The 21,873-nt window shown below is 72.3% G+C and carries 22 protein-coding genes, 1 other RNA gene and 1 pseudogene; 18 read left to right on the forward strand and 6 right to left on the reverse strand.

All coding sequences use genetic code 11. The features are described from left to right. The 5 genes and pseudogenes from B351_RS17805 to B351_RS0109675 all read left to right on the forward strand — a co-directional run. A pseudogene (locus B351_RS17805) lies at positions 1 to 322 on the forward strand (hypothetical protein); the annotation flags it as partial. Positions 323 to 376: 54 nt separating this feature from the next. Then, complete coding sequence (locus B351_RS0109655; protein ID WP_026010565.1) at positions 377 to 1,507, forward strand: AI-2E family transporter; 1,131 nt, start codon at positions 377 to 379, stop codon at positions 1,505 to 1,507. Between the two features lie 84 nt (positions 1,508 to 1,591). Further along, entirely contained in the window at positions 1,592 to 2,323 is a 732-nt protein-coding gene (locus B351_RS0109660) for an HAD family hydrolase (protein WP_019398834.1), read from the forward strand. Beyond that, positions 2,320 to 3,684 (forward strand): M17 family metallopeptidase, encoded by a 1,365-nt coding sequence (locus B351_RS0109665; protein WP_019398835.1) that lies wholly within the window; start codon positions 2,320 to 2,322, stop codon positions 3,682 to 3,684. The genes B351_RS0109660 and B351_RS0109665 overlap by 4 nt, the downstream gene beginning before the upstream one ends. Positions 3,685 to 4,045: 361 nt before the next feature. Beyond that, positions 4,046 to 5,053, forward strand: coding sequence for a hypothetical protein (locus B351_RS0109675; protein WP_156810455.1), 1,008 nt, complete (start codon positions 4,046 to 4,048; stop codon positions 5,051 to 5,053). 3 nt (positions 5,054 to 5,056) lie between these two features. Here B351_RS0109675 and B351_RS0109680 read toward each other — a convergent pair whose 3' ends face one another. Together B351_RS0109680 and B351_RS0109685 are read right to left on the reverse strand one after the other, a co-directional pair. Next, entirely contained in the window at positions 5,057 to 5,659 is a 603-nt protein-coding gene (locus tag B351_RS0109680) for a response regulator transcription factor (protein ID WP_019398837.1), read from the reverse strand. Further along, the gene (locus tag B351_RS0109685) at positions 5,656 to 6,918 is read right to left on the reverse strand and encodes a sensor histidine kinase (RefSeq protein WP_019398838.1); all 1,263 of its coding nucleotides are present in this window, start codon (positions 6,916 to 6,918) and stop codon (positions 5,656 to 5,658) included. The genes B351_RS0109680 and B351_RS0109685 overlap by 4 nt, the downstream gene beginning before the upstream one ends. Before the next feature lie 296 nt (positions 6,919 to 7,214). Here B351_RS0109685 and B351_RS0109690 point away from each other — a divergent pair, with 296 nt between their 5' ends. The 4 genes from B351_RS0109690 to B351_RS0109705 all read left to right on the forward strand — a co-directional run bounded on the left by B351_RS0109690 (position 7,215) and on the right by B351_RS0109705 (position 11,734). Then, complete coding sequence (locus tag B351_RS0109690) at positions 7,215 to 8,456, forward strand: efflux RND transporter periplasmic adaptor subunit (RefSeq protein WP_019398839.1); 1,242 nt, start codon at positions 7,215 to 7,217, stop codon at positions 8,454 to 8,456. Positions 8,457 to 8,526: 70 nt separating this feature from the next. Beyond that, positions 8,527 to 9,219: an ABC transporter ATP-binding protein gene (locus tag B351_RS0109695; RefSeq protein ID WP_019398840.1), complete on the forward strand. Its 693-nt coding sequence runs from the start codon at positions 8,527 to 8,529 to the stop codon at positions 9,217 to 9,219. An 18-nt stretch (positions 9,220 to 9,237) separates the two neighbouring features. Further along, on the forward strand, positions 9,238 to 10,404 hold the full coding sequence (locus B351_RS0109700) for an ABC transporter permease (protein ID WP_019398841.1): 1,167 nt from the start codon (positions 9,238 to 9,240) through the stop codon (positions 10,402 to 10,404). 10 nt (positions 10,405 to 10,414) lie between these two features. After that, a complete protein-coding gene (locus tag B351_RS0109705) occupies positions 10,415 to 11,734 on the forward strand; it encodes an ABC transporter permease (RefSeq protein ID WP_019398842.1) in 1,320 nt (439 codons plus the stop codon). A gap of 358 nt (positions 11,735 to 12,092) precedes the next feature. On the opposite strand, the gene B351_RS0109710 is transcribed toward B351_RS0109705, so the two are convergent. Then, positions 12,093 to 12,659: an adenylate kinase gene (locus B351_RS0109710; RefSeq protein ID WP_026010567.1), complete on the reverse strand. Its 567-nt coding sequence runs from the start codon at positions 12,657 to 12,659 to the stop codon at positions 12,093 to 12,095. A 152-nt stretch (positions 12,660 to 12,811) separates the two neighbouring features. Between B351_RS0109710 and B351_RS0109715 the strand changes: the two genes are divergently transcribed. Together B351_RS0109715 and B351_RS18130 are read left to right on the forward strand one after the other, a co-directional pair. Beyond that, a complete protein-coding gene (locus B351_RS0109715) occupies positions 12,812 to 14,080 on the forward strand; it encodes a 6-phosphofructokinase (protein WP_026010568.1) in 1,269 nt (422 codons plus the stop codon). A gap of 5 nt (positions 14,081 to 14,085) precedes the next feature. Continuing rightward, positions 14,086 to 14,220, forward strand: coding sequence for a hypothetical protein (locus B351_RS18130; protein ID WP_019398845.1), 135 nt, complete (start codon positions 14,086 to 14,088; stop codon positions 14,218 to 14,220). On the opposite strand, the gene B351_RS0109725 is transcribed toward B351_RS18130, so the two are convergent. After that, positions 14,217 to 14,789: a hypothetical protein gene (locus B351_RS0109725; protein ID WP_019398846.1), complete on the reverse strand. Its 573-nt coding sequence runs from the start codon at positions 14,787 to 14,789 to the stop codon at positions 14,217 to 14,219. The genes B351_RS18130 and B351_RS0109725 overlap by 4 nt on opposite strands. A gap of 221 nt (positions 14,790 to 15,010) precedes the next feature. Here B351_RS0109725 and B351_RS0109730 point away from each other — a divergent pair, with 221 nt between their 5' ends. Next, a complete protein-coding gene (locus B351_RS0109730; RefSeq protein WP_019398847.1) occupies positions 15,011 to 17,038 on the forward strand; it encodes a sodium-translocating pyrophosphatase in 2,028 nt (675 codons plus the stop codon). A gap of 77 nt (positions 17,039 to 17,115) precedes the next feature. On the opposite strand, the gene B351_RS0109735 is transcribed toward B351_RS0109730, so the two are convergent. Further along, positions 17,116 to 18,441 (reverse strand): aminopeptidase P N-terminal domain-containing protein, encoded by a 1,326-nt coding sequence (locus B351_RS0109735; protein WP_019398848.1) that lies wholly within the window; start codon positions 18,439 to 18,441, stop codon positions 17,116 to 17,118. Between the two features lies 1 nt (position 18,442). Then, on the reverse strand, positions 18,443 to 18,988 hold the full coding sequence (locus tag B351_RS0109740) for a UPF0149 family protein (protein ID WP_019398849.1): 546 nt from the start codon (positions 18,986 to 18,988) through the stop codon (positions 18,443 to 18,445). A gap of 115 nt (positions 18,989 to 19,103) precedes the next feature. Here B351_RS0109740 and B351_RS0109745 point away from each other — a divergent pair, with 115 nt between their 5' ends. The 6 genes from B351_RS0109745 to rpiA all read left to right on the forward strand — a co-directional run bounded on the left by B351_RS0109745 (position 19,104) and on the right by rpiA (position 21,860). After that, positions 19,104 to 19,328, forward strand: a complete 225-nt coding sequence (locus tag B351_RS0109745; RefSeq protein ID WP_019398850.1) for a TIGR02449 family protein — start codon at positions 19,104 to 19,106, stop codon at positions 19,326 to 19,328. After that, the gene (locus tag B351_RS0109750; protein ID WP_019398851.1) at positions 19,325 to 19,636 is read left to right on the forward strand and encodes a cell division protein ZapA; all 312 of its coding nucleotides are present in this window, start codon (positions 19,325 to 19,327) and stop codon (positions 19,634 to 19,636) included. The genes B351_RS0109745 and B351_RS0109750 overlap by 4 nt, the downstream gene beginning before the upstream one ends. Positions 19,637 to 19,749: 113 nt before the next feature. Next, a non-coding RNA gene (gene ssrS / locus B351_RS17345) (6S RNA) lies at positions 19,750 to 19,932 on the forward strand. A 119-nt stretch (positions 19,933 to 20,051) separates the two neighbouring features. Then, positions 20,052 to 20,663: a 5-formyltetrahydrofolate cyclo-ligase gene (locus B351_RS0109755; RefSeq protein ID WP_019398852.1), complete on the forward strand. Its 612-nt coding sequence runs from the start codon at positions 20,052 to 20,054 to the stop codon at positions 20,661 to 20,663. After that, the gene (locus tag B351_RS0109760) at positions 20,660 to 21,136 is read left to right on the forward strand and encodes an EVE domain-containing protein (protein WP_019398853.1); all 477 of its coding nucleotides are present in this window, start codon (positions 20,660 to 20,662) and stop codon (positions 21,134 to 21,136) included. The genes B351_RS0109755 and B351_RS0109760 overlap by 4 nt, the downstream gene beginning before the upstream one ends. Positions 21,137 to 21,212: 76 nt before the next feature. Then, a complete protein-coding gene (gene rpiA, locus B351_RS0109765; protein ID WP_019398854.1) occupies positions 21,213 to 21,860 on the forward strand; it encodes a ribose-5-phosphate isomerase RpiA in 648 nt (215 codons plus the stop codon). Positions 21,861 to 21,873 lie beyond the last annotated feature (13 nt).

Below are 21,873 nucleotides of genomic sequence, written 5' to 3' on the forward strand. Positions count from 1 at the left end.
CGGCCGCGCCGAGCCGCTGGCACGGATTGGCGCGGCGCGCTGGCTGCAGTTGCTGGGCACCGCCTCGACCATGCTGGCCTCGATCCGCGCCGCCGCTGCCTCGGCCACCGCCGAGGAAGCGGCCGAGACCGCGGCCGAGGGCGCGGCAACCGCGGAGTTCGCGGCCAGCGCCGCCCCGGCACAGGCCGCGGCGGCCGCCGCCGACGCGGTGGCCGGGGCGCGGCCACAGCCGGCGCCCACCTATACCTACGCCGGCCCGCCGCCAGGCGCGCCGCGCGCACCGGCCCCGGCCGAAGCGGCCACCGACGTCTCCGAGCGCTAGCCGCGCCATCCCGCATCCCCCAACGCCACGCCGGCGTCCGCCGCCCGAGGCCGCATGTCTTCCCCGCCTTCCAATCCGCCCTCCCCCGATACGCCGGTCGTCGCCGAGCCGGTGCCGGTGCCGATCGACGCGCACCTGCCGCACCTGCGCCCGCGCGCGCCCGGCTCGCTGGTGGTGCTGGCCACCCTGGCAGTGGGCTTCACCCTGTGGGCGGCGCAGGAGGTGATCCTGCCGATCCTGCTGGCGATGTTCTTCGCCCTGGTCGGCAATCCGCTGATCCGGCTGCTGCGGCGGCTGTGGATCCCGCGCTTCCTGGCCGCGCTGCTGGTGCTGCTGGCCGGCCTGGCCGGCACCACCCTGCTGGCGGTGCAGCTGGTGGAGCCGGCCACCGCCTGGGCCGAGCAGGCCCCGCGCGAGGCGCGCAAGATCGGCCGCGAGCTGCAGAACCTGACCAAGCCGATGCACGAGGCCAACCGCATCGCCGAGGACATGGCCCGCGCCGCCGCCGGCGAGGCCAACCGCAAGGTGCAGGTGGTGCGCACCCGGGTCGACGATCCCTACGCGGTGCTGACCCGCACCCCGCGCCTGCTGGCCTCGGTGCTGGCGGTGATCCTGCTGACGTTCTTCTTCATGGTCTACGGTGAGAACCTGCAGCGGAACGCGATCGCGCTGCTGCCGGGGCGGCAGCAGAAGAAGTTCACGGTGGAGATCCTGCAGTCGATCGAGCACCAGGTGTCGCGCTACGTGCTGACCATCAGCCTGATCAACGCCACGGTGGGCCTGGTGTTCGCCGGCATCCTGGTGCTGCTGCGCTTCCCGCTGCAGGAGGCGCTGCTGTGGGGCACGATGGTGATGCTGCTCAACTACGCGCCGTACGTGGGCCCGCTGATCGGCATGATCGCGATGCTGCTGGTGGGCTTCATCCGCTTCGACGAGACCCTGGCCTCGGTGACCCCGGCGGTGCTGTACCTGGTGCTGCACACCATCGAGGGCCAGCTGGTCACCCCGATCATCCTCGGCCGCAGCATGGCGCTGTCGCCGCTGGTGCTGATCCTGGCGCTGATGCTGTTCGGCTGGCTGTGGGGCCTGGTCGGCCTGCTGCTGGCGGTGCCGCTGCTGGTGTGCGTGAAGCTGGTGCTGGAGCAGGTCGAGGGCATGCAGGGCTGGGCCAGGCTGCTGGAATGACCGTCGTCTGGCTACCCATCCGGGGAGAGCGCCTTTCACGGAGTGTTCCGCCCACGCCCGCGGCCCCGGGCCTACAATGCCCCGGTGAGCTTCACCGTCCGCGCCATCACCCTCGACCTCGACGACACGCTGTGGCCGTTCGCCCCGATCGGCGCGCGCATCGACCAGGTCCTGCACGAGTGGATGCTCCAGCACAGCCCGGCCACCGCGGCGATGTTCCCGGTGGAGGCGATGCGGGAGCTGCGCGAGCGCTCCTTCCGCGACAACCCGCACCTGCACCACGACCTCTCCGCCCTGCGCCGGCTGACCATCGCTGAGGCGCTGCAGGCCAGCGGCGCCTCCATGGACCTGCTGGAACCGGCCTACGAGGTGTTCTACGCCGCCCGCAACCAGGTCGAGTGCTACCCCGACGCGATCGGGGCCCTGGCGCGCATCTCCGCGCGCGTGCCGGTGGCGGCGGTGAGCAACGGCAATGCCGACCTGGAGCGGATCGGGCTGATGCAGCACTTCGCCTTCCAGCTGGGCTCGCGCGACCACGGCTACGCCAAGCCGCACCCGAGCATCTTCCACGCCGCCTGCCAGCGGCTGGGCTGCGGCCACGGCGAGGTGCTGCACGTGGGCGACCACGTGGAGATGGACGTGGCCGGCGCCGCGCGCGCCGGCCTGCGCACCTGCTGGATCAACCGCACCGGCGCGGCCTGGTCGCACCCGGAGCTGGAGCCGGACCTGGAGTTCGACACCCTGACCGCGCTGGCCGACTGGCTGGACGCCCACCTGGCCGACGCCTGCCGGCCGACTTCCGGAACCTACGCATGAACCCCGCTTACGCCACCCCAGGCACCCCTGCCCTTCCCCTGTACCTGCTCGACCGCGCCGGCTTTGCCGCCTGGCGCGACGCCCAGCCCGCCGCCGTGGCCGCGTGGCTGAAGGCGCAGGCCTTCGACGCCGCCCCCGGCAGCGCGGTGCTGCTGCCGGGCAGCGATGGCATCGCCGGCGCGGTGCTGGGCGTGGGCGACCGCCTGGATCCGTATGCCTACGCCCACGGTCCGCAGGCCCTGCCCGAGGGTGCCTGGGCGCCGCAGGGCGAACTGCCGGCCGACCAGCTGGCCGCGCTGCAGCTGGGCTGGGGCCTGGGCAGCTACCGCTTCGCCCGCTACAAGCAGGGCGGCCGCGCCCCGGCGCAGCTGCTGCTGGAATCCACCGACGCCGAGGCGCTGGACGTGCTGGCCGCCTGCGTGCGCGTGCGCGACTGGGTCAACACCCCGACCGAGGACATGGGCCCGGAGCAGCTGGAGGCCATCGCCCGCGAACTGGCGCAGGCGCACGGCGCGCAGCTGGAGGTGGTCGCCGGCGAGGAACTGCTGGCACAGAACTTCCCGGCGATCCACGCGGTCGGCCGCGCCTCGCACCGTGCCCCGCGCCTGATCGCGCTGCGCTGGGGCGATGCCGCGCACCCGCACGTGGCCCTGGTCGGCAAGGGCGTGTGCTTCGACACCGGCGGCCTGGACCTCAAGCCGGCCGACGGCATGCGCAACATGAAGAAGGACATGGGCGGCGCCGCGCACGCGCTGGCCCTGGCCGGGCTGGTGATGGCGCGCAGGCTGCCGCTGCGCCTGACCGTGCTGGTGCCGGCAGTGGAGAACGCGGTCGGCCCGAACGCGCTGCGCCCGGGCGAGATCATTGCCACCCGCAAGGGGGTGAGCGTGGAGGTGGACAACACCGACGCCGAGGGCCGCCTGATCCTGTGCGACGCGCTGGCCTATGCCGCCGAGCAGCAGCCGGCGCTGGTGCTGGACTTCGCCACCCTGACCGGCGCGGCGCGCATCGCCCTGGGCCCGGACCTGCCGGCGCTGTTCGCCAACGACGACGCCCTGGCCGAGGGCTGGCTGGCCGCCGGCCGGGATACCCGCGACCCGGTCTGGCGCATGCCGCTGTGGCGCCCCTACCTGCGCTACCTGGCCAGCAACGTGGCCGACCTGGCCAATGCCGGCTCGCGCATGGCCGGCGCGGTGACCGCGGCGCTGTACCTGGAGCGCTTCCTGCCCGAGAGCCTGCCGTGGGCGCACCTGGACACCTACGCCTGGAACGACAGCGCGCGCCCGGGCCGACCGGCCGGCGGCGAGGCCCTGGGCCTGCGCTCGGCCTACGCCCTGCTGAAGGCGCGCAGCGCGGGCTGAGTGCCGCCCTCGCCCCGGCACCTGCCGGGGCGACACGGGATGGCGTTCCCGCGCAGCCCGGACAAGGCCGCACACCGCGTGCCTGGAGTGCGACCCGGCCCGGGCCGTCGCCACGGCCCTGCTGCCGCAAGGCGCGAGGCGAGGTGCCACGCCTCGCCAGGCCTTCGTACCGCAGCGGCGCGGTGCGCTTCGCTTGCCGGGCCACGCCGCCTGCAACCGCGCCTGTACCGTTCGCCGGAATCCCGACGCAGTTGGCGGAAGCGCGCGCGCCGGCTATGCCATTCTCACGCCGCGTCGACGGTGGGAATGGCCTGGACCGGCCGCCCGGTACCGCCGCCGCCGAACGGCAACGGAGGGCAGGATGCTCGGCAAGCTGGGGATGGGCGCGTGGTCGGGCGCGGCGTGGATCGCCGGGCCGGGCCTGGCGCTGCCGGGACGCGGCCTGTCCGCGGTCGATGCGGTGCTGGCCTGGCTTGGCATGGCCGCGCTCGCGGGGCTGTGCTGGATGATCCACGGCCACCGCCAGCGCCGGCGCCAGGCACTGCTGCAGCGCCCCCGCGCCGGCCAGCCGCTGGAAGCCGACCTGCGCACCAGTTACCTGCTGCTGCTCGCCGCCGGTTCGGGGGTGCTGCTGTTGCTCATGGCCTTGCTGCTGCAGGCCGGCGCCTGGCTGCTGGCCGCGCTGCTGTCCCTGGCCGCGCTGCTGGGGATCGCGCTCACCTGGGACCTGCTGCTGGCGTTCCGCCGCCCCGGGCCGATGCTGCGCATGGACCGGCATGGCGTGAGTTCGGCCGCGTACGGACGCATCCCCTGGTGCGACGTGATCGGCATCGAGCTGCAAAGCGTGCGCCACCGCCATGGCAGCATGCACACCCTGGCGCTGTGCGTGCGCAACCCCGGCCGTTACCTGGAACACGCCCCCCCGCTGCTGCGCTGGATCCGGCGCCGGCTGCGCGACGAGCCCATCGGCACGCTGATGCTCGACCTCAACGCGCTGGACGAGGAGGCCGGGGTGATCCACCACACCGCGCTGGCGCTGCGCCGGCGCGATCCGGCGCCGTTCCTGGAGGCCTGGACCCGCCACATGGACCGCACCGCGGTCGAGGCCTTCATCGAGGCGCGCGGACTGGACAGCGAGCGCGAACGCATCATCGCCGAGCTGCAGGCGGTCGGGGACCAGGCGCCGCTGCCGGCCACCGTGGCCAGGCCCGCGCCGCAGGCGCCCAGCGAGGCGGCCGAGCTGCACTTCCGCCGGGCGCTGGCCGCGCACGTGCGGCGCACCCGGCGGCGGGCGCGCGACGCACGGCTGGCGTCGTGGGTGGTGCTGGGCCTGGCGCTGCTGGTGGCGCTGGTCGTCCTGCTGCGCTGAGTGCTACAGCCAGCCCTTCTGCCGCGCCAGGCGGTGGGCCTCGATGCGGTTGGCCGCGCCCAGCTTGCCGATCGCCTCGGACAGGTAGTTGCGCACCGTGCCCTGGGACAGGTTGAGGCGGGCGGCGATCTCGGCCGAGGACAGGCCCTCGCCGGCCAGGCGCAGCACCTGGCGCTCGCGGTCGTTGAGCGGGTCGGCCTCGGTCCAGGCCTCCATCGCCAGCTCCGGGTCGATCGCGCGGCCGCCGCGGTGCACGGTGCGCAGTGCCTCGGCCAGGCGCTCGGCCGGGGCGTCCTTGAGCAGGTAGCCGCGCACCCCGGCATCCAGCGCGCGGCGCAGGAAGCCGGCGCGGGCGAAGGTGGTCACGATCACCACCTTCACCGGCAGTTCGTGGCGGGCGATGCGCGCGGCCAGGTCGAGGCCGCCGAGGCCGGGCATCTCGATGTCGGTGACCAGCACGTCAGGCTGCAGGCGCTGCAGCTCGCGCCAGGCAGCCTCGCCGTCGGCCACCGCGCCGGCGACCTCGATGTCGGATTCCATCGACAACAGCGCGGCCAGCGCGCCGCGCACCATGGCCTGGTCTTCGGCCAGCAGGACTCGGATCACGGGGCATGCGGCGAGGCGGACATGCCGTCGAAGTTACCAGAGCCGCGCTGCGCACCGGCAGCCTCGGCCGCGGCGGGCGCATCGACCGCCTGCGGCGCCACCGGCTCGCGCAGCGGCACCTCGACCACCAGCCGGGTGCCGCGCGGCTGCGCCGGTTCCCAGCGCACCCGTCCGCCCAGCGCATGCACGCGCTCGCGCATGCCGGCCAGGCCGTTGCCGGGGCGGATCGCGCCGCCGCGGCCATCATCCTCCACCAGCAGCCGGCAGCGCCCGCCCTCGGCCGCCAGCGACACGCCCACCTGGCGCGCACGCGCGTGGCGGTGGACGTTGGTCACCGCTTCGCGCAGGCACAGCGCCAGCACCGTCTCCAGTTCCGGCGCCAGCGCCGAGGCGTCGTTGCGGTGCACCTGCAGGTCGATGCGCTCGCCACCCAGCAGCAGGCGCGCGGCCGCCAGCTCGGCGGCGAACTCGGCGCTGCGGATGCCGCTGACCGCGCGCCGCACCTGGGCCAGGGCCTCGCGCGCGATCCCCGCCAGCTCGCCGATCTCGCGCTGCGCCGCCTGCGGGTCGCGCGGCAGCAGCTTGCCGGCCAGGTCGGCCTTCAGCGCCACCAGCGACAGGGTGTGGCCGAGCAGGTCGTGCAGGTCGCGGCCGATGCGCTCGCGCTCGGCGGTGGCGGCCAGCCGCCGCACCTCCTCCTGCGACAGCTCCAGCGCCTGGTCCTTGCGCTCCAGCACCCGCTGCGACTGCACCACCACGCCCACCGCCAGGGTGGTCACCGGCATCCACACCATCGAGGTCCACGGATAGCCGAACGCGCGCGCCGCCAGCACGAACAGCACGTTCAGCGCCAGCAGCGCCAGCGGATAGCCCCACCAGCTGCGCCACGGGCCGAAGCCCAGGAAGATGCAGCCGAAGATGAAGTAGCTCATGCCCGACGGGTACCAGCGCAGCAGCACCAGGCACAGCGCCATCATGCCCAGCGCCGGCAGGCGCACGCGCCGCCGCGGCGCCAGCAGCACGCGCACGTACAGGGCCACGAACAGCGGGTAGGAAACCAGGGTCAGCGCCCACCAGAGCGGGTTGTAGCCCTGCGGGGTGAACACCGGGACGATGAACACCCACATCGTCCACAGCAGGTGCACGAACTCGGTCCACAGCGGGCGGCCGCGGCGCACCGCGCAGCCGGCGATCGAATCCGGCGCCGGGCGCAGCCAGGCCCGGAGGCGTTCGGTGGTGCGGGGGACGGGTGCTGACATCGGCTTCTCCTCGGCTGCGCCACGGGCCGTGCGGAGCGATGGTACGCCCGCCGCGGCCCGCGCAGTCTCCCGCGCGCGCGGGTGCCGGCCCATGCATGGCTGCCACCGAAGACGGATGACAGCCGTCACTGGGACGCGGCCGCCGCGGCGCCCAAGCTTGCCCTGCGCCGTCCATCCCGCCGCAGGCCGGTTCCGTCGCACCGGCGGCAGGCTCGGCCACAAAGTGACTTCCGGCAACTCGCGCCGGGGCATCCTGCGGGCGGACACTCCACGGCAGCTCCAGGCAAGGGACCGCAATGAACGACTCCGCCGAACTGCTCAAGCAACTGCGCATCGAGCGCGACAAGCCGGGCCAGGGCACGCCGCCCGGGCGCCAGCTCCTGTACCCGCTGCTGATCGCCGCGCTGGTGCTGGCCATCATCGCCGCCGCCTGGTTCCTGCTGCGGCGCGAGCCGGCGCCGGAAGTGCGCACCGCGCAGGCGGTGCCGCTGGCCTCCGGGCCGGCGGCGGCTTCGGTGCTGGACGCCAGCGGCTACGTGGTCGCGCGGCGCATGGCGACGGTGTCGGCCAAGGTCACCGGGCGCGTCCAGGAAGTGCTGATCGAGGAAGGCATGCAGGTCGCCGAGGGCCAGGTGCTGGCGCGCCTGGACCCGGTGGACGCCGATGCCCAGCGCGCGCTGGCGCAGTCGCAGCTGGCCGCCGCGCGCAGCCAGATCGAGAGCGTGCAGGCGCAGCTGGTGGACGCGGAAGCCAGCGCCAGCCGCCTGGAACGGCTGGCCGCCGGGCAGCTGGTCTCGCGCGCGCAGTACGACCAGGCCGTGGCCCAGCGCGACAGCCTGCGCGCGCAGCTGGCCACCGCCCGCCGCAACGCGCAGGTGGCCGCCGACCAGCTGCGCATCGCCGACCACGGCGTGGACAACACCATCGTGCGCGCGCCGTTCTCCGGCGTGGTCATCGCCAAGGCCGCCCAGCCCGGCGAGATCGTCTCGCCGCTGGCCACCGGCGGCTTCACCCGCACCGGCATCGGCACCATCGTCGACATGGATTCGCTGGAGGTCGAGGTCGACGTGGGCGAGGCCTACATCGGCCGGGTCAAGGCGAAGATGCCGGTGGAAGCCACGCTCAACGCCTACCCGGACTGGAAGATCCCGGCCGAGGTGGTCGCCACCATCCCCACTGCCGACCGCGGCAAGGCGACGGTCAAGGTGCGCATCGCGCTGAAGGAGAAGGACCCGCGCATCGTGCCCGACATGGGCGTGACCGTGAGCTTCCTCGAGCAGGCACCGGAGGCCGGCGGCGACGAACCACGCAGCGGCGTGCGCGTGCCGGCCGAGGCGCTGGCCGAGCGCGACGGCAGGCCGGTGGTGTTCGTGCTCGGCGACGACGACCGCGTCCGCCTGCGCGAGGTGCAGTCGCCGGCCGCCACCGGCGCCACCCGCGACATCACCTCCGGCCTGGCGCCGGGCGAGCTGGTGGTGCTCGATCCGCCGCAGGACCTGGCCGACGGCGACCTGGTCAAGGTCGCCGGCGGCGGCTGATCCGCCGCGCCGCGTCCGCGGCGTCCTCCTTTCCCCCGGCCCACCGGCCACGCATGCACGAGGCACAGCCATGGCAACCCTGGTTTCGATCCGCAACCTGACCAAGACCTACCAGCGCGGCCCGGAGAAGGTCGAAGTGCTGCACGGCATCGACCTGGACATCGAGGAAGGCGACTTCGTCGCGCTGATGGGCCCCTCCGGCTCGGGCAAGACCACCCTGCTGAACCTGATCGGCGGGCTGGACTCGCCCACCTCCGGCAGCATCGAGGTCGCCGGCCAGCGCATCGACCAGCTCGGCGCCGGCAAGCTCTCGCACTGGCGCAGCCAGCACGTGGGCTACGTGTTCCAGTTCTACAACCTGATGCCGGCGCTGACCGCGCAGAAGAACGTGGAGCTGCCGCTGCTGCTGACCAAGCTCGGCGCCGCCCAGCGCAAGCGCAACGCGCAGATCGCGCTGCAGCTGGTGGGCCTGTCCGAGCGCATGTCGCACAAGCCCAGCGAACTGTCCGGCGGCCAGCAGCAGCGCGTGGCCATCGCCCGCGCGATCGTCTCCGACCCGACGTTGCTGATCTGCGACGAGCCCACCGGCGACCTGGACCGGCAATCGGCCGAGGAGATCCTGGGCCTGCTGCAGCAGCTCAACCGCGAGCACGGCAAGACCATCGTGATGGTCACCCACGACCCGAAGGCGGCCGAATACGCCAGCCACACCCTGCACCTGGACAAGGGCACCCTGGTCGAACAGGCGCCGCAGGCGGCCTGACCGGGCGGAGGACATGCGATGAAATACTTCCACCTGATATGGGCGGCGCTGTTCCGGCGCCGGACCCGCACCCTCCTCACCCTCGCCTCGATCATGGCGGCGTTCCTGCTGTTCGGCCTGCTCGACGGCATCCGCACCTCCTTCGCCGACCTGGGCCGCAGCGCCGACGGCGCGCAGCGCCTGCGCACCGGCTCGCGGCTGTCGATGATCGAGACCCTGCCGCTGTCGCTGGCGCCGCGCATCGCGCGGCTGGACAACGTCGAGGCGGTGACCTGGGCCAACTGGTTCGGCGGCGCCTACCAGGACCCGCGCAACCAGCTGTTCACCTTCGCGGTGGCGCCCAACTACCTGGACCTGTACCCGGAGATCGAGGTCGACCCGGCGCAGCGCCAGGCCTGGGCCGGCAACCGCACCGGCATCCTGGTCGGCGAAACCCTGATGCGGCGCTTCGGCTGGAAGGTGGGCCAGCAGATCCCGCTGCAGTCCACGATCTTCCCCAACCGCGACGGCAGCCTGAACTGGTCGTTCCAGATCGACGGCGTGCTGCGCCCGCGCGACGGCGAGGAATCCGGCTTCACCGGGATGATGGTGCTGCTGCACTACGAGTACTTCGAGGAGTCCACGCCGTACGTGGACGGCAACGTCGGCTGGTACATCAGCCGCGTGAGCGACGTGCGCCGCAGCGACGCGGTGGCCAGGGCGATCGACGCGCTGTCGGCCAACTCGCCGCACGAGACCAAGACCATGAGCGAGCAGGCGGCGATGGCCTCGCAGCTCAAGCAGATGGCCGACATCGGCCTGATCGTGGGCTCGATCATGGGCGCGGTGTTCTTCACCCTGCTGCTGCTGACCGGCAACACCATGGCCCAGGCGGTGCGCGAGCGCACCTCCGAGCTGGCGGTGCTGCGCACCATCGGCTTCACCGCGCAGTCGGTGCTGGGCATGGTCCTGGCCGAATCGGTGCTGCTGGTGCTGCTGGGCGGCGTGCTCGGCCTCGGCCTGGCCACGCTGATCGGGCCGGTGGCCAAGGCCGCCAGCGGCGGCATGCTGAACCTGCCGGAGATCGGCTGGCGCAGCTGGATGCTGGGCCTGGGGCTGATGGCCGGCATCGGCCTGCTGGTGGGCGCCCTGCCCGCGCTGCGGGCGATGCGCCTGAACATCGTCGACGCGCTGGCCGGGCGCTAGGAGGAACCCCATGAAACTGCTCAAGTCCCTGCTCTCCGGCACCGCGATGTTCCTGGTGCTGGTGGTGTTCCTGGCGGCGTGGATCGCGCTGCCGTGGCCGGCGCTGCTCGGCCTGGCCGTGCTGTTCGCGCTGTGGATGCTGCTGGCCCGCAGCGGCCGCCAGGCGGCCTCGGTCACCCGGGTCGGGGTCAGCACCCTGGCCCAGCGCCTGGGTGGCTCCTCGGTGGTGGTGATCGGCATCGCCGGCGTGGTCGGCGTGCTGGTCGCGCTGCTGGCGATGGGCGAGGGCTACCGCCACACCGTCGGCAACAGCGGCAACGACGAGACCGCGATCGTGCTGCGCGGCGGCTCCTCGGCCGAACTGATGTCGGTGCTGGACCGCGAGGCGATCACCGTGATCGAGCGCGCGCCGCAGATCGCGCGCGACGGCGAGGGGCGGCCGCTGGCCTCGGCCGAGCTGCTGGTGGCAGCCAATCTGCCGCTGCGCGGCGGCGAGGACGATGGCAGCGTGACCCTGCGCGGCGTCGGCCCGATGGCCTGGGCGGTGCGCCCGAACATCAGGCTGGTCGCCGGCCGCCAGTTCCAGCCCGGCCGCCGCGAGCTGGTGGTCGGCACCGGCACCCAGCGCCAGTTCGCGGGCCTGGAGGTCGGCAAGTCGGTGCGCCTGGGCAACGAGCCCTGGGAGGTGGTCGGCGTGTTCGAATCCGGCGATTCGATGGAATCGGAGATGTGGGCCGACGCCGAGATCGTCGCCACCACCTTCCGCCGCGGCAGCAGCCGCGCCAGCGTGGTCGCCCGGCTCACCGGCACGCGCGACTTCGATGCGTTCAAGGCCACCCTCGCCGCCGACCCGCGGCTGAAGGTGGAGGCCACCACCACCCGCGAGTACTTCCAGCGGCAGTCGGAGGGCATGGCCAGGCAGCTGCGCATCATCGGCATCGTGGTCGGTTCGATCATGGCGATCGGCGCGGTGTTCGGCGCGCTCAACACCATGTTCGCCTCGGTCGCCTCGCGTGCCCGCGAGATCGCCACCCTGCGCGCGATCGGCTTCCGCGGCATGCCGGTGGTGGTGGCGGTGATGCTGGAGACCATGCTGCTGGCCGCGACCGGCGGCGTGCTCGGCGGCCTGCTGGCCTGGCTGATCTTCAACGGCTACACCGCCTCGACCCTGGCCGGCGGCGTGGCCCAGCTGACGTTCGAGTTCAAGGTCACCCCGGGGCTGCTGTGGGAAGGCCTGAAGTGGGCGCTGGCGATCGGCTTCATCGGCGGCCTGTTCCCGGCCGTGCGCGCGGCGCGGCTGCCGGTGACCGAGGCGCTGCGGGCGGCATGAGCCGCGCGCGCCGCCGCAACGCCGGAACCGACGCCCGGCCTGGTGCCGGGCGTCCCTTTTGGGGAAGGCGACAAGCCACCGGGTCCCGGCTTGTGCCGGGGCCGCGGAAGTTGCTGCTCCGCATGGCGAGGGTCCAGCTGCATGGCCCCCGGCAAGGCGGAAGGCGGCGTCCCCGACGTTGCAGGGCGTTCCTGGCCCCGGATGCGCCTCGCTTGTCCGGCTGCGGCAACCGGCGGCCCATCGGCCCAGGGCAAAAAAAACGCGCCACCCGAAGGTGGCGCGCTTTCCATGTCGCAGCCGGCAAGCACATCCCCGGCCCTCTGCCCAACCCCTCGCGCGGAGGGGAACGCAGGCCGCCTCAGGCCTTCTTCAGCGCGGCCAGGATGCGGGCGGTGATCTCGTCCATGCTGCCCACGCCGTCGATGCGGGTGAGCGTGCCGCGGTTTTCGTAGAAGCCGATCACCGGGGCGGTGGAGTCGTTGTACACCTGCAGGCGCTTGCGCACCGACTCGGGGTTGTCGTCGTCGCGGCCCTCGGCCTTGGCACGGCCGGCGATGCGCTCGACCAGCAGGTCGGTCGGCACGTCCAGCTGCACCACCGCGTCCAGCGGCTGGCCGATCTTGGCCAGCAGGCCGTCCAGGGCGTCGGCCTGGGCGAGGTTGCGCGGATAGCCGTCGAGGATGAAGCCCTTGGCCACGTCGTCGCGGCCCAGGCGCGACTCCAGCATGCCGAGCAGGATGTCGTCGGACACCAGCTCGCCGCGGGCCATCACTTCCTTCGCCTGCTGCCCCAGCGGGCTGCCCGCGGCCACTTCGGCGCGCAGCAGGTCGCCGGTGGAAATATGCGGGACGCCCAGCGTTTCCTTCAGTCGCGTGGCCTGGGTTCCCTTGCCGGAGCCCGGTGGGCCGAGTAGCACTAGTCGCATCAATCGACTCCCTGGATGAATGTTCCGTAGGGGCCCGGGGCGCTAGACTCCCCACGTCCCTGGCGGCGCGTGACGCGCCGCACCAAGGTCCGGCAGCTTACCGCATCCGGCCCGCCAGTCACAGAAAAATGTCCCGTCCCCAGGAGTTGTCCATGGCCCGAGCCAAATCCGCAGGCACCCTGCTGTACGCCCAGTCCGGCGGTGTTACCGCTGTCATCAACGCCACCGCCAGTGGCGTGATTTCCGAGGCCAGGGCCCGGGGCGTGAAGGTCCTGGCGGCCCGCAACGGCATCCTGGGCGCCCTGCGCGAGGAACTGGTGGATACCTCGAAGGAGTCGGCCGCCGCCATCGCCGGCCTGGCCCAGACCCCGGGCGGTGCCTTCGGCTCCTGCCGCTACAAGCTCAAGTCGCTGGAAGCCGACCGCGCCAAGTACGAGCGCCTGCTGCAGGTGCTGCAGGCGCACGACGTGCGCTACTTCCTCTACAACGGCGGCAACGATTCGGCCGACACCGCGTGGAAGGTCTCGCAGCTGGCCAGGGAATTCGGCTACCCGCTGACCTGCATCGGCGTGCCCAAGACCATCGACAACGACCTGGCCGTCACCGACACCTGCCCCGGCTTCGGTTCGGCCGCCAAGTACACCGCCGTGTCCGTGCGCGAGGCGGCGCTGGACGTGGCGGCGATGGCCGAGACCTCGACCAAGGTCTTCGTGTACGAGGCCATGGGCCGCCACGCCGGCTGGCTGGCCGCGGCCGCGGGCCTGGCCGGGCAGTCGCCGGACGACGCCCCGCAGGTCATTCTGTTCCCCGAGCGCGCCTACGACGAGGCCGCGTTCCTGGCCCAGGTCGACAAGGTGGTGAAGAAGGTCGGCTGGTGCGTGGTCGTGGCCAGCGAGGGCATCCGCGACAAGGACGGCAGGTTCGTCGCCGACGCCGGCGGCGGCAAGGACGCGTTCGGCCACACCCAGCTGGGCGGCGTGTCGTCCTACCTGGCCGGCAAGGTCAAGGACAAGCTGGGCTACAAGGTGCACTGGACCCTGCCGGACTACCTGCAGCGCTCGGCCCGCCACATCGCCAGCAAGACCGACTGGGAGCAGGCGCAGGCGGTGGGCAAGGCCGCGGTGCAGTACGCGCTCAAGGGCATGAATGCGGTGATGCCGGTGATCGTGCGCACCTCGTCGGCGCCATACCGCTGGAAGATCGAGCCGGCGCCGCTGCACAAGGTCGCCAACCACGAGAAGACCATGCCGGCCGGCTTCATCCGCAAGGACGGCTTCGGCATCACCGCCAGGGCGCGCGAGTACCTGGAGCCGCTGATCCGCGGCGAGGCGCCGCTGGCCTATGGCCGCGACGGCCTGCCGAAGTACGTCACCCTGAAGAACGTGGCGGTGAAGAAGAAGCTGCCGGCCTGGGAAGGCTGACTGCGATGACGGACGCGGCCGGCGGGCTCCGCGCCCTGCTGGCCGCGCCGGAGGCGGAGCCGCACCATCCCGGCCGCGACTGCGGCCGCGCGCGGCTGGAGGGCGAGCCGGTGGAACCGGAGGCGCTCCCGGCGGGCTAGTTGCCGCAGGCTCCCTGCGGCGCCTGCAGCACGGCGCTGTACTGCGGCAGCCGGGAGGCCCCGGCAGCCGCCTGCTCGCGGCCCTGCTCCAGGTAGATCCGCGCCTGGCCCTGGCCGTCGCGCGCCGGAGCGTCCGCCCCGGACTTGCGCCAGACCTGGACCACCGCCTCGCGCCCCGGGCAGGCCGCCTCGGGGATCTTCACCACGTCGTTGAGCGTCCAGCCGGCCGCGGCCGAGGGTTGCGCCTGTTCGGCCCCGACATAGCGCGCGCGCGGCTGGCAGGCGCCGCCCAGCGGCACCACCTGCAGCGCATAGGGCGCGGCGGCCCCGGCCTGCGCGTAACTGCCTTCCAGGCGTACGCAGGCTTCCGGGATCTGGCGCACGGTATGCACCGCGCCCGGCGCCTGTGGTGCGCCGACACGCACGGCCGGTTCCTGCGCGCGCAGCGGCACCACCACCGCCAGGGCGGTGGCCAGCAGCACCAGGAGGAAGGCCTGGCGGAAGGCGGCGCGGCTGCGCGCCTGGGCGATGGCGGCGGACGGATGGCGGACAGGCTGGCGGTGGCTCATGGGGATCGCGGGCGTGGGGGACTACAAGCCTGCCGCGCCGCGGATGAACGCCATGTGGCCTTCCGCACGCGGCTGGGGTCATACTCGGCCCACTCCACGGAAGTCGAACACGGTACGACGCGTCTCGGTAACGGGTCCGTTCCAGTGCTTCATGGCTCGCCAGGCGTGGTCCTCCCGGTTCGACCTCGGTCGGACGGCATCCATACACCTCGGGAGGGGTCATGCTGGAACAACACGGTCTGACGCTGGCGCTGCTGTGCGCCGTGCTCGCAATCCTCTACGGCATCATCTCCGCACGCTGGATCCTGGCGCAGCCTGCAGGCAACGAACGCATGCAGCAGATCGCCGCGGCGATCCAGGAAGGCGCGCGCGCCTACCTCAACCGCCAGTACCTCACCATCGCCGTCGCCGGCGTGGTGCTGTTCGTGCTGGTGGGGCTGTTCCTGAGCTGGTACACCGCCATCGGGTTCGCCATCGGCGCGGTGCTGTCCGGCGCCGCCGGCTACATCGGCATGAACGTGTCGGTGCGCGCCAACGTGCGCACCGCCGAGGCTGCGCGCCACGGCCTGCGCCCGGCGATGGACGTGGCGTTCCGCGGCGGCGCGATCACCGGCATGCTGGTGGTCGGGCTGGGCCTGCTGGGCGTGGCCGGCTACTTCTGGCTGCTGCAGAAGCTGGGGCTGTCGCTGGCCGACAACCTGCACGCACTGGTCGGCCTGGCCTTCGGTTCCTCGCTGATCTCGATCTTCGCGCGCCTGGGTGGCGGCATCTTCACCAAGGGCGCCGACGTGGGCGCGGACCTGGTGGGCAAGGTCGAGGCCGGGATCCCGGAGGACGATCCGCGCAACCCGGCGGTGATCGCGGACAACGTCGGCGACAACGTCGGCGACTGCGCCGGCATGGCCGCGGACCTGTTCGAGACCTACGCGGTGACGGTGATCGCGACCATGCTGCTGGGCGGGCTGATGCTCGACCAGGTCGGTGCCAACGCGGTGCTGTACCCGCTGGTGCTGGGCGGCGTCTCGATCGTGGCCTCGATCATCGGCGCGTTCTTCGTGCGCGCCAGGGACGGCGGCTCGATCATGGGCGCGCTGTACAAGGGCGTGATCGTGTCCGGCGTGCTGGCGGCGATCGCGTTCTGGCCGGTGACCACCTCGCTGATGGCCGGCTCGCCGGCGGGCCCGGGCAACCTCTACGTGTGCGCGCTGATCGGCCTGGTGCTGACCGGCCTGATCGTGTGGATCACCGAGTACTACACCGGCACCGAGTACGGTCCGGTGCGGCACGTCGCCCAGGCCTCGACCACCGGCCACGGCACCAACATCATCGCCGGCCTGGGCGTGTCGATGAAGGCCACCGCGCTGCCGGTGGTGGCGGTGTGCGCGGCGATCTGGGGCGCGCACGCGCTGGCCGGGCTGTACGGCATCGCCATCGCCGCCACCGCGATGCTGTCGATGGCCGGCATGGTGGTGGCGCTGGACGCCTACGGCCCGATCACCGACAACGCCGGCGGCATCGCCGAGATGAGCGAGCTGCCGCCGGAGGTGCGCGCGGTGACCGATCCGCTGGACGCGGTGGGCAACACCACCAAGGCGGTGACCAAGGGCTACGCGATCGGCTCGGCGGCGCTGGCGGCGCTGGTGCTGTTCGCCGATTACACCCACAACCTGCAGGCCAGCAATCCGGGGCAGACCTTCGCCTTCGACCTGTCCGACCACACGGTGATCATCGGCCTGCTGGTCGGCGGCCTGATCCCCTACCTGTTCGGCGCGATGGCGATGGAGGCGGTTGGCCGCGCCGCCGGCGCGGTGGTCGAGGAAGTGCGCCGCCAGTTCCGCGAGATCGCCGGGATCATGCAGGGCACGGCCAAGCCGCAGTACGACCGCGCGGTGGACATGCTGACCCGGTCGGCGATCAAGGAAATGATCGTGCCCTCGCTGCTGCCGGTGGTGGTGCCGATCATCGTCGGCCTGCTGCTGGGACCGAAGGCGCTGGGCGGCCTGCTGATCGGCACCATCGTCACCGGCCTGTTCGTGGCCATCTCCATGACCACCGGCGGCGGCGCCTGGGACAACGCCAAGAAGTACATCGAGGACGGCAACTTCGGCGGCAAGGGTTCGGAGGCGCACAAGGCCGCGGTCACCGGCGACACCGTCGGCGATCCCTACAAGGACACCGCCGGCCCGGCGATCAACCCGCTGATCAAGATCATCAACATCGTGGCGCTGCTGCTGGTGCCGTTGCTTTGATCGTTGCCGGTCGTTGAAAGGAAAAGCCCCGGCCAGGCCGGGGCTTTTCCTTTTTCCTCTCCCCATGGGGTGAGGGGTCAGCCTTGGGCCATGAAGGCCTCGATCTCGTCGGCCGAGCGGGCCAGGCCTTCGGTGAGGATGCGGTGGCCGTCGCCGGTCACCACCACGTTGTCCTCGGTGCGGATGCCGATGCCGCGCCAGCGCGGCTGCACCGTGGTGTCGTCCGGCATCACGTACAGGCCCGGCTCGATGGTGAACACCATGCCCGGCTCCAGCAGGCGCGACTCGCCGTCGATGCGGTAGTCGCCGACGTCGTGCACGTCCAGGCCCAGCCAGTGGCCGCTCTTGTGCCGGTAGAAGCGCTTGTAGCTCTCCGCGGCCAGGTTCTTCTGCAGCGTGCCCTTGAGCAGGCCCAGCGACAGCAGGCCCTCGGTGAGCGCCTCCACCGCCGCTTCGTGCATGGCGATCCACGGCTCGCCCGGGCGCGCCTTCTCCAGCGCCGCCGCCTGGGCGCGGCCGACCAGGTCGTGCAGCGCGCGCTGCTCCTTCGAGAAGTGGCCGTTGGCCGGGAAGGTGCGGGTGATGTCGGCGGCGTAGTTGCGGTACTCGGCGCCGGCGTCGATCAGCACCAGGTCGCCGTCGCGGATGCGGGCATTGTTGGCCACGTAGTGCAGCACGCAACCATTGCCACCGGCGCCGACGATGCTGCCGTAGGCCGGGCAGGCGTCGGCGGCGCGGAACACGCGCTCCAGCTCGGCCTGCAGCTCGTATTCGTACATGCCCGGGCGCACCGCGCGCATCGCCGCCTGGTGCGCGCGCACGCTGATCTCGGCCGCCTTCTCCATCAGCCGCAGCTCCTCGCGCGACTTGAACAGGCGCATCTCGTGCAGCAGGTGGCCCAGCTCCAGGAACTCGTGCGGTGGCTGCGCCCCGTGGCGCACCTGGGCGCGTACGCGGTTGACCCAGCCGATCAGCTTGAGGTCGAACTCGGCGTCGCGGCCGAAGTGGTAGTACACCCGCGAGCGGCCCTCGAGCAGGCCGGGCAGGATGTCGTCCAGGTCGTCGATCGGGTAGGCGTCGTCCAGGCCGAACGCCTCCACCGCGCCCTCCTGGCCGAAGCGCGGGCCGTCCCAGGCCTCGCGCTCCGGGTCGCGCTCGCGGCAGAACAGCAGGGCCTCGCCGTGCTTGCGCCCGGGCACCAGCACCAGCACCGCGTCCGGCTCGGGGAAGCCGCACAGGTACCAGAAGTCGGAGTCCTGCCGGTAGGGATAGTGGGTGTCGTGGCTGCGCACGCGCTGCGGCGCGGCCGGGAGCACCAGGATGGCGTCGTCGCCGGCCATGCGCATGAGCTGGCGGCGCCGGCGCGCGAATTCGGCGACGGGGATGCCGGTGACGCTGCGCATGTCAGTTGAAGCTGCGGCGGTGGCGCGGACCGAGCACGCAGTCGCCATGCAGCAGCAGGGTGGCCACGCGCACGAATTCCTCCAGTTCCGAGAGCGAGGCTTCGTCCTCCTCGTCCTCGTCGATGTCCTGCACCCGGGCCCCGGCCAGCTTGCCGAGGTCCTGCAGGGCCTCGCTGCCCTCCTCCGACAGCGGCGGCTTGGCCCCGGCGGCCAGGCCGAAGGCGCCGAGGAAGCCGCGGCACCAGTCGAACAGCGCCTGCGCGCGCTGGCGCACGCTGGCATCCTCGTCGGCCAGCAGCAGCTGGAAGGCGAACTCGCCGTCCTCCAGCTGGGCCACGCTGCCCTCGCGCAGGCGGTCCAGGGCGCTGCCGGCGGGCGGCGGCGGCAGGGATTCGTCGGCCATGACCTTGGCGGTCCAGTCGCGCGCGTCGGCGCCGCCCCCGGCCAGCCAGCCGCAGAGGGCGCCGTGCAGTTCGGCGGGCGAGGCGACCAGGCCGAGCTCGCGGCTGGCCGCGGCGACCTCCTGGGGAGTGGGCAGTTGCGACATGTCGGGCGGGGGCGGGAAGGGGAGCCAAGTGTATCAATCCGCCCGCGACGGCCCGGTGGCCGGCCGTCCGGACTCGCTTGACCGGCGCGCGGGGCGCTGCCTATCGTGGCCTCCCATGGAACCCACGCCCGACGCCACCGCCCGCCTCCGCGCCCTCGCCGCGCGGGTCGAAGCGCTGGCCGACCGCTGCCAGCGGCTGGCGGAGGAGAACCGCAGCCTGCGCCTGCAGCAGGAGCAGCTGGTCGCCGAGCGCGCGCAGCTGCTGCTGAAGAACGAGCAGGCGCGGTCCCGGGTCGAGGCGATGATCGCGCGGCTGCGGTCGCTGGAGCAGCACACGTGAGCACCGAGCCGGTAGAAGTCCGCATCCTGGACCGCGAGTACACCGTCGGCGTGCCGGCGGGTGAACGCGACAGCCTGCAGGCGGCCGCCCGCCTGCTGGACTCGCGCATGCGCGAGATCCGCGGCAGCAACCGCATGGTCTCGCTGGACCGGCTGGCGGTGCTGGCCGCGCTGAACCTGGCCCACGAACTGCAACAGGCGCGCGAGGAACGCGACGCCCGCGAGCGCGAGCTGGCGCGGGTGCTGGACACCCTGGACCGGCGCCTGGACAGCCTGCTCGGCCCGGCCACGGACAAACCACAAGACTGAATGCGCGGTCCGATTGACCGCGCCTTCCGGCCCTGAACCAGGCATTGCCGGAATCTTCGCTATTCACGCCACGCAGGCTAGGCAGCGCGCGCGGCGACGCTATAATCCTTCCGCGTTCTCTGCCGTGTTCGACAGCTGGCAAAACATTCGCCTTGTCCCTTAAAAACGACACCGGGGATGCGACGACGCCGGGTGTGCATGTCCGCCATGTAGCGGGAAGCCCGAAGGTTTCCGACCGTTCCCACTTGAACCTCGGGTTCAAGGTCGTTTCGCCGCATCGGCATGGTGGAGAACCATTCTTCCGACGACGCCTCCCCCGGGAGGCGTCGTTTTTTGTGCGCGCCGGCACCGTCGCGGGCTTGGCGCGGCCGGCGGCGGCGGCGATCATGCAGCGCCGCCCACGCCCCGGATGCCCATGACCCAGGACCGCCCCACCCTGCGCCGCCAGCTGCGCGACCGCCGCCGCGCGCTGCCGCCGGCCGTGCGCATCGCCGCCGCGCAGGAGCTGGCCGAACGCATCCTCGCCCTGCCTTTCCTGCCGCAGCGCGGCTACGTCGCCGGCTACTGGGCGATGGACGGCGAGATCGGCCTGCACGTGTTGCAGCTGAAGCTGCCCCCGGGCCTGGTCTGGTGCCTGCCGGTGCTGGACGGCGAGCTGCTGCGCTTCGCGCCATGGCGCTCGGGCGACCCGCTGGTGACCAACCGCTTCGGCATTCCCGAGCCGGACGTGGAGCCGTCCTCGGCGCTGGAACCGGCCGACATGGCGATGGTGGTGATGCCGCTGGTCGGCTTCGACGCCGGCGGCCAGCGGCTGGGCATGGGAGGCGGCTGGTATGATCGCAGCTTCGCGTTCCGCCGCGACCGCGCCGCGCCGCCGTGGCTGGTGGGTGCCGGCTTCTCCGTGCAGCAGGTCGAGGCGCTGGAGGGGGCGGAGTGGGACGTGGTCCCCGACGCGATCTGCACCGAGACCCAGACCCTGCTGCGCCCCGGCGCCAGCAGCCCGCAGCACGAGAAAGACCCGACGTGAGCGCCCGCACCCGCTACTGGCTGATGAAGTCCGAACCGGACGCGTTTTCCATCGACGACCTCGAGCGGGTCGGCACCGAGCCCTGGAACGGGGTACGCAACTACCAGGCGCGCAACTTCATGCGCGACGGGATGAAGGTCGGCGACGGGGTGCTGTTCTACCACTCCAACACCAAGGTCCCGGGCATCGTCGGCATCGCCCGCGTGGCCAGCGAGGCCTATCCGGACGAGACCCAGTTCGACCCGAAGTCCGACTACTACGACCCCAAGGCCACCCGCGAGCAGCCGCGCTGGTACCTGGTGGACGTGGCCTTCGAGCGCAAGCTCGCCCGCACCATCCCGCTGGACGAGATCAAGCAGCACGCCGACCAGCTCGGCGAAGGCTTCCCCTTGGTCGCCCGCGGCAACCGCCTGTCCGTGTTCCCGGTCACCGCGGCGCAGTGGAAGCTACTCTTGGCGCTGGAAAAGCAGTGATTCGCCGTTCGTGATTAGCGGGCGGCGAAGCGCTCCTACGAATCACCAATCACCAATCACCAATCACGGCCCTCCAATGTCTGAAGCCAAGCGCCTGGCCGGCGAAAAGGCCATCGAGTACGTCGAGGACGGCATGGTCGTCGGCGTGGGCACCGGCTCGACCGTGGCCTACTTCATCGAGGCCCTGGGCCGGATCAAGGACCGCATTGCCGGCGCCGTTTCCAGCTCCGAGCAGAGCACGAAGCGGCTGAAGGAGCTGGGCATCGAGGTGCTGGACGCCAACGCCGCCGGCCCGCTGAAGCTGTACGTGGACGGCGCCGACGAGTGCGACCCGCACAAGCGCCTGATCAAGGGCGGCGGCGCCGCGCTGACCCGGGAGAAGATCATCGCCGAGGCCAGCGAGACCTTCGTGTGCATCATCGATCCGGCCAAGCAGGTACCGGTGCTGGGCAGGTTCCCGCTGCCGGTGGAAGTGATCCCGATGGCGCGCAGCCTGGTCGCCCGCCGCATCCTGGAACTGACCGGCGGCCAGCCGGTGTGGCGCGACGGCGTGGTCACCGACAACGGCAACTGGATCCTGGACGTGCACAACCTCCGCATCACCGACCCGGTGAAGATGGAGAGCGAACTCAACCAGATCCCCGGCGTGGTCAGCGTCGGCCTGTTCGCCCGCCGCCCGGCCGACATCGTGATCGTCGGCGGCCAGCCGCCGCAGGTGCTCTGAGCCCGGCCGCGGC

Source organism: Pseudoxanthomonas sp. GW2 (assembly GCF_000283075.1).
In the GTDB taxonomy this organism is placed as follows: Bacteria; Pseudomonadota; Gammaproteobacteria; order Xanthomonadales; family Xanthomonadaceae; genus Pseudoxanthomonas.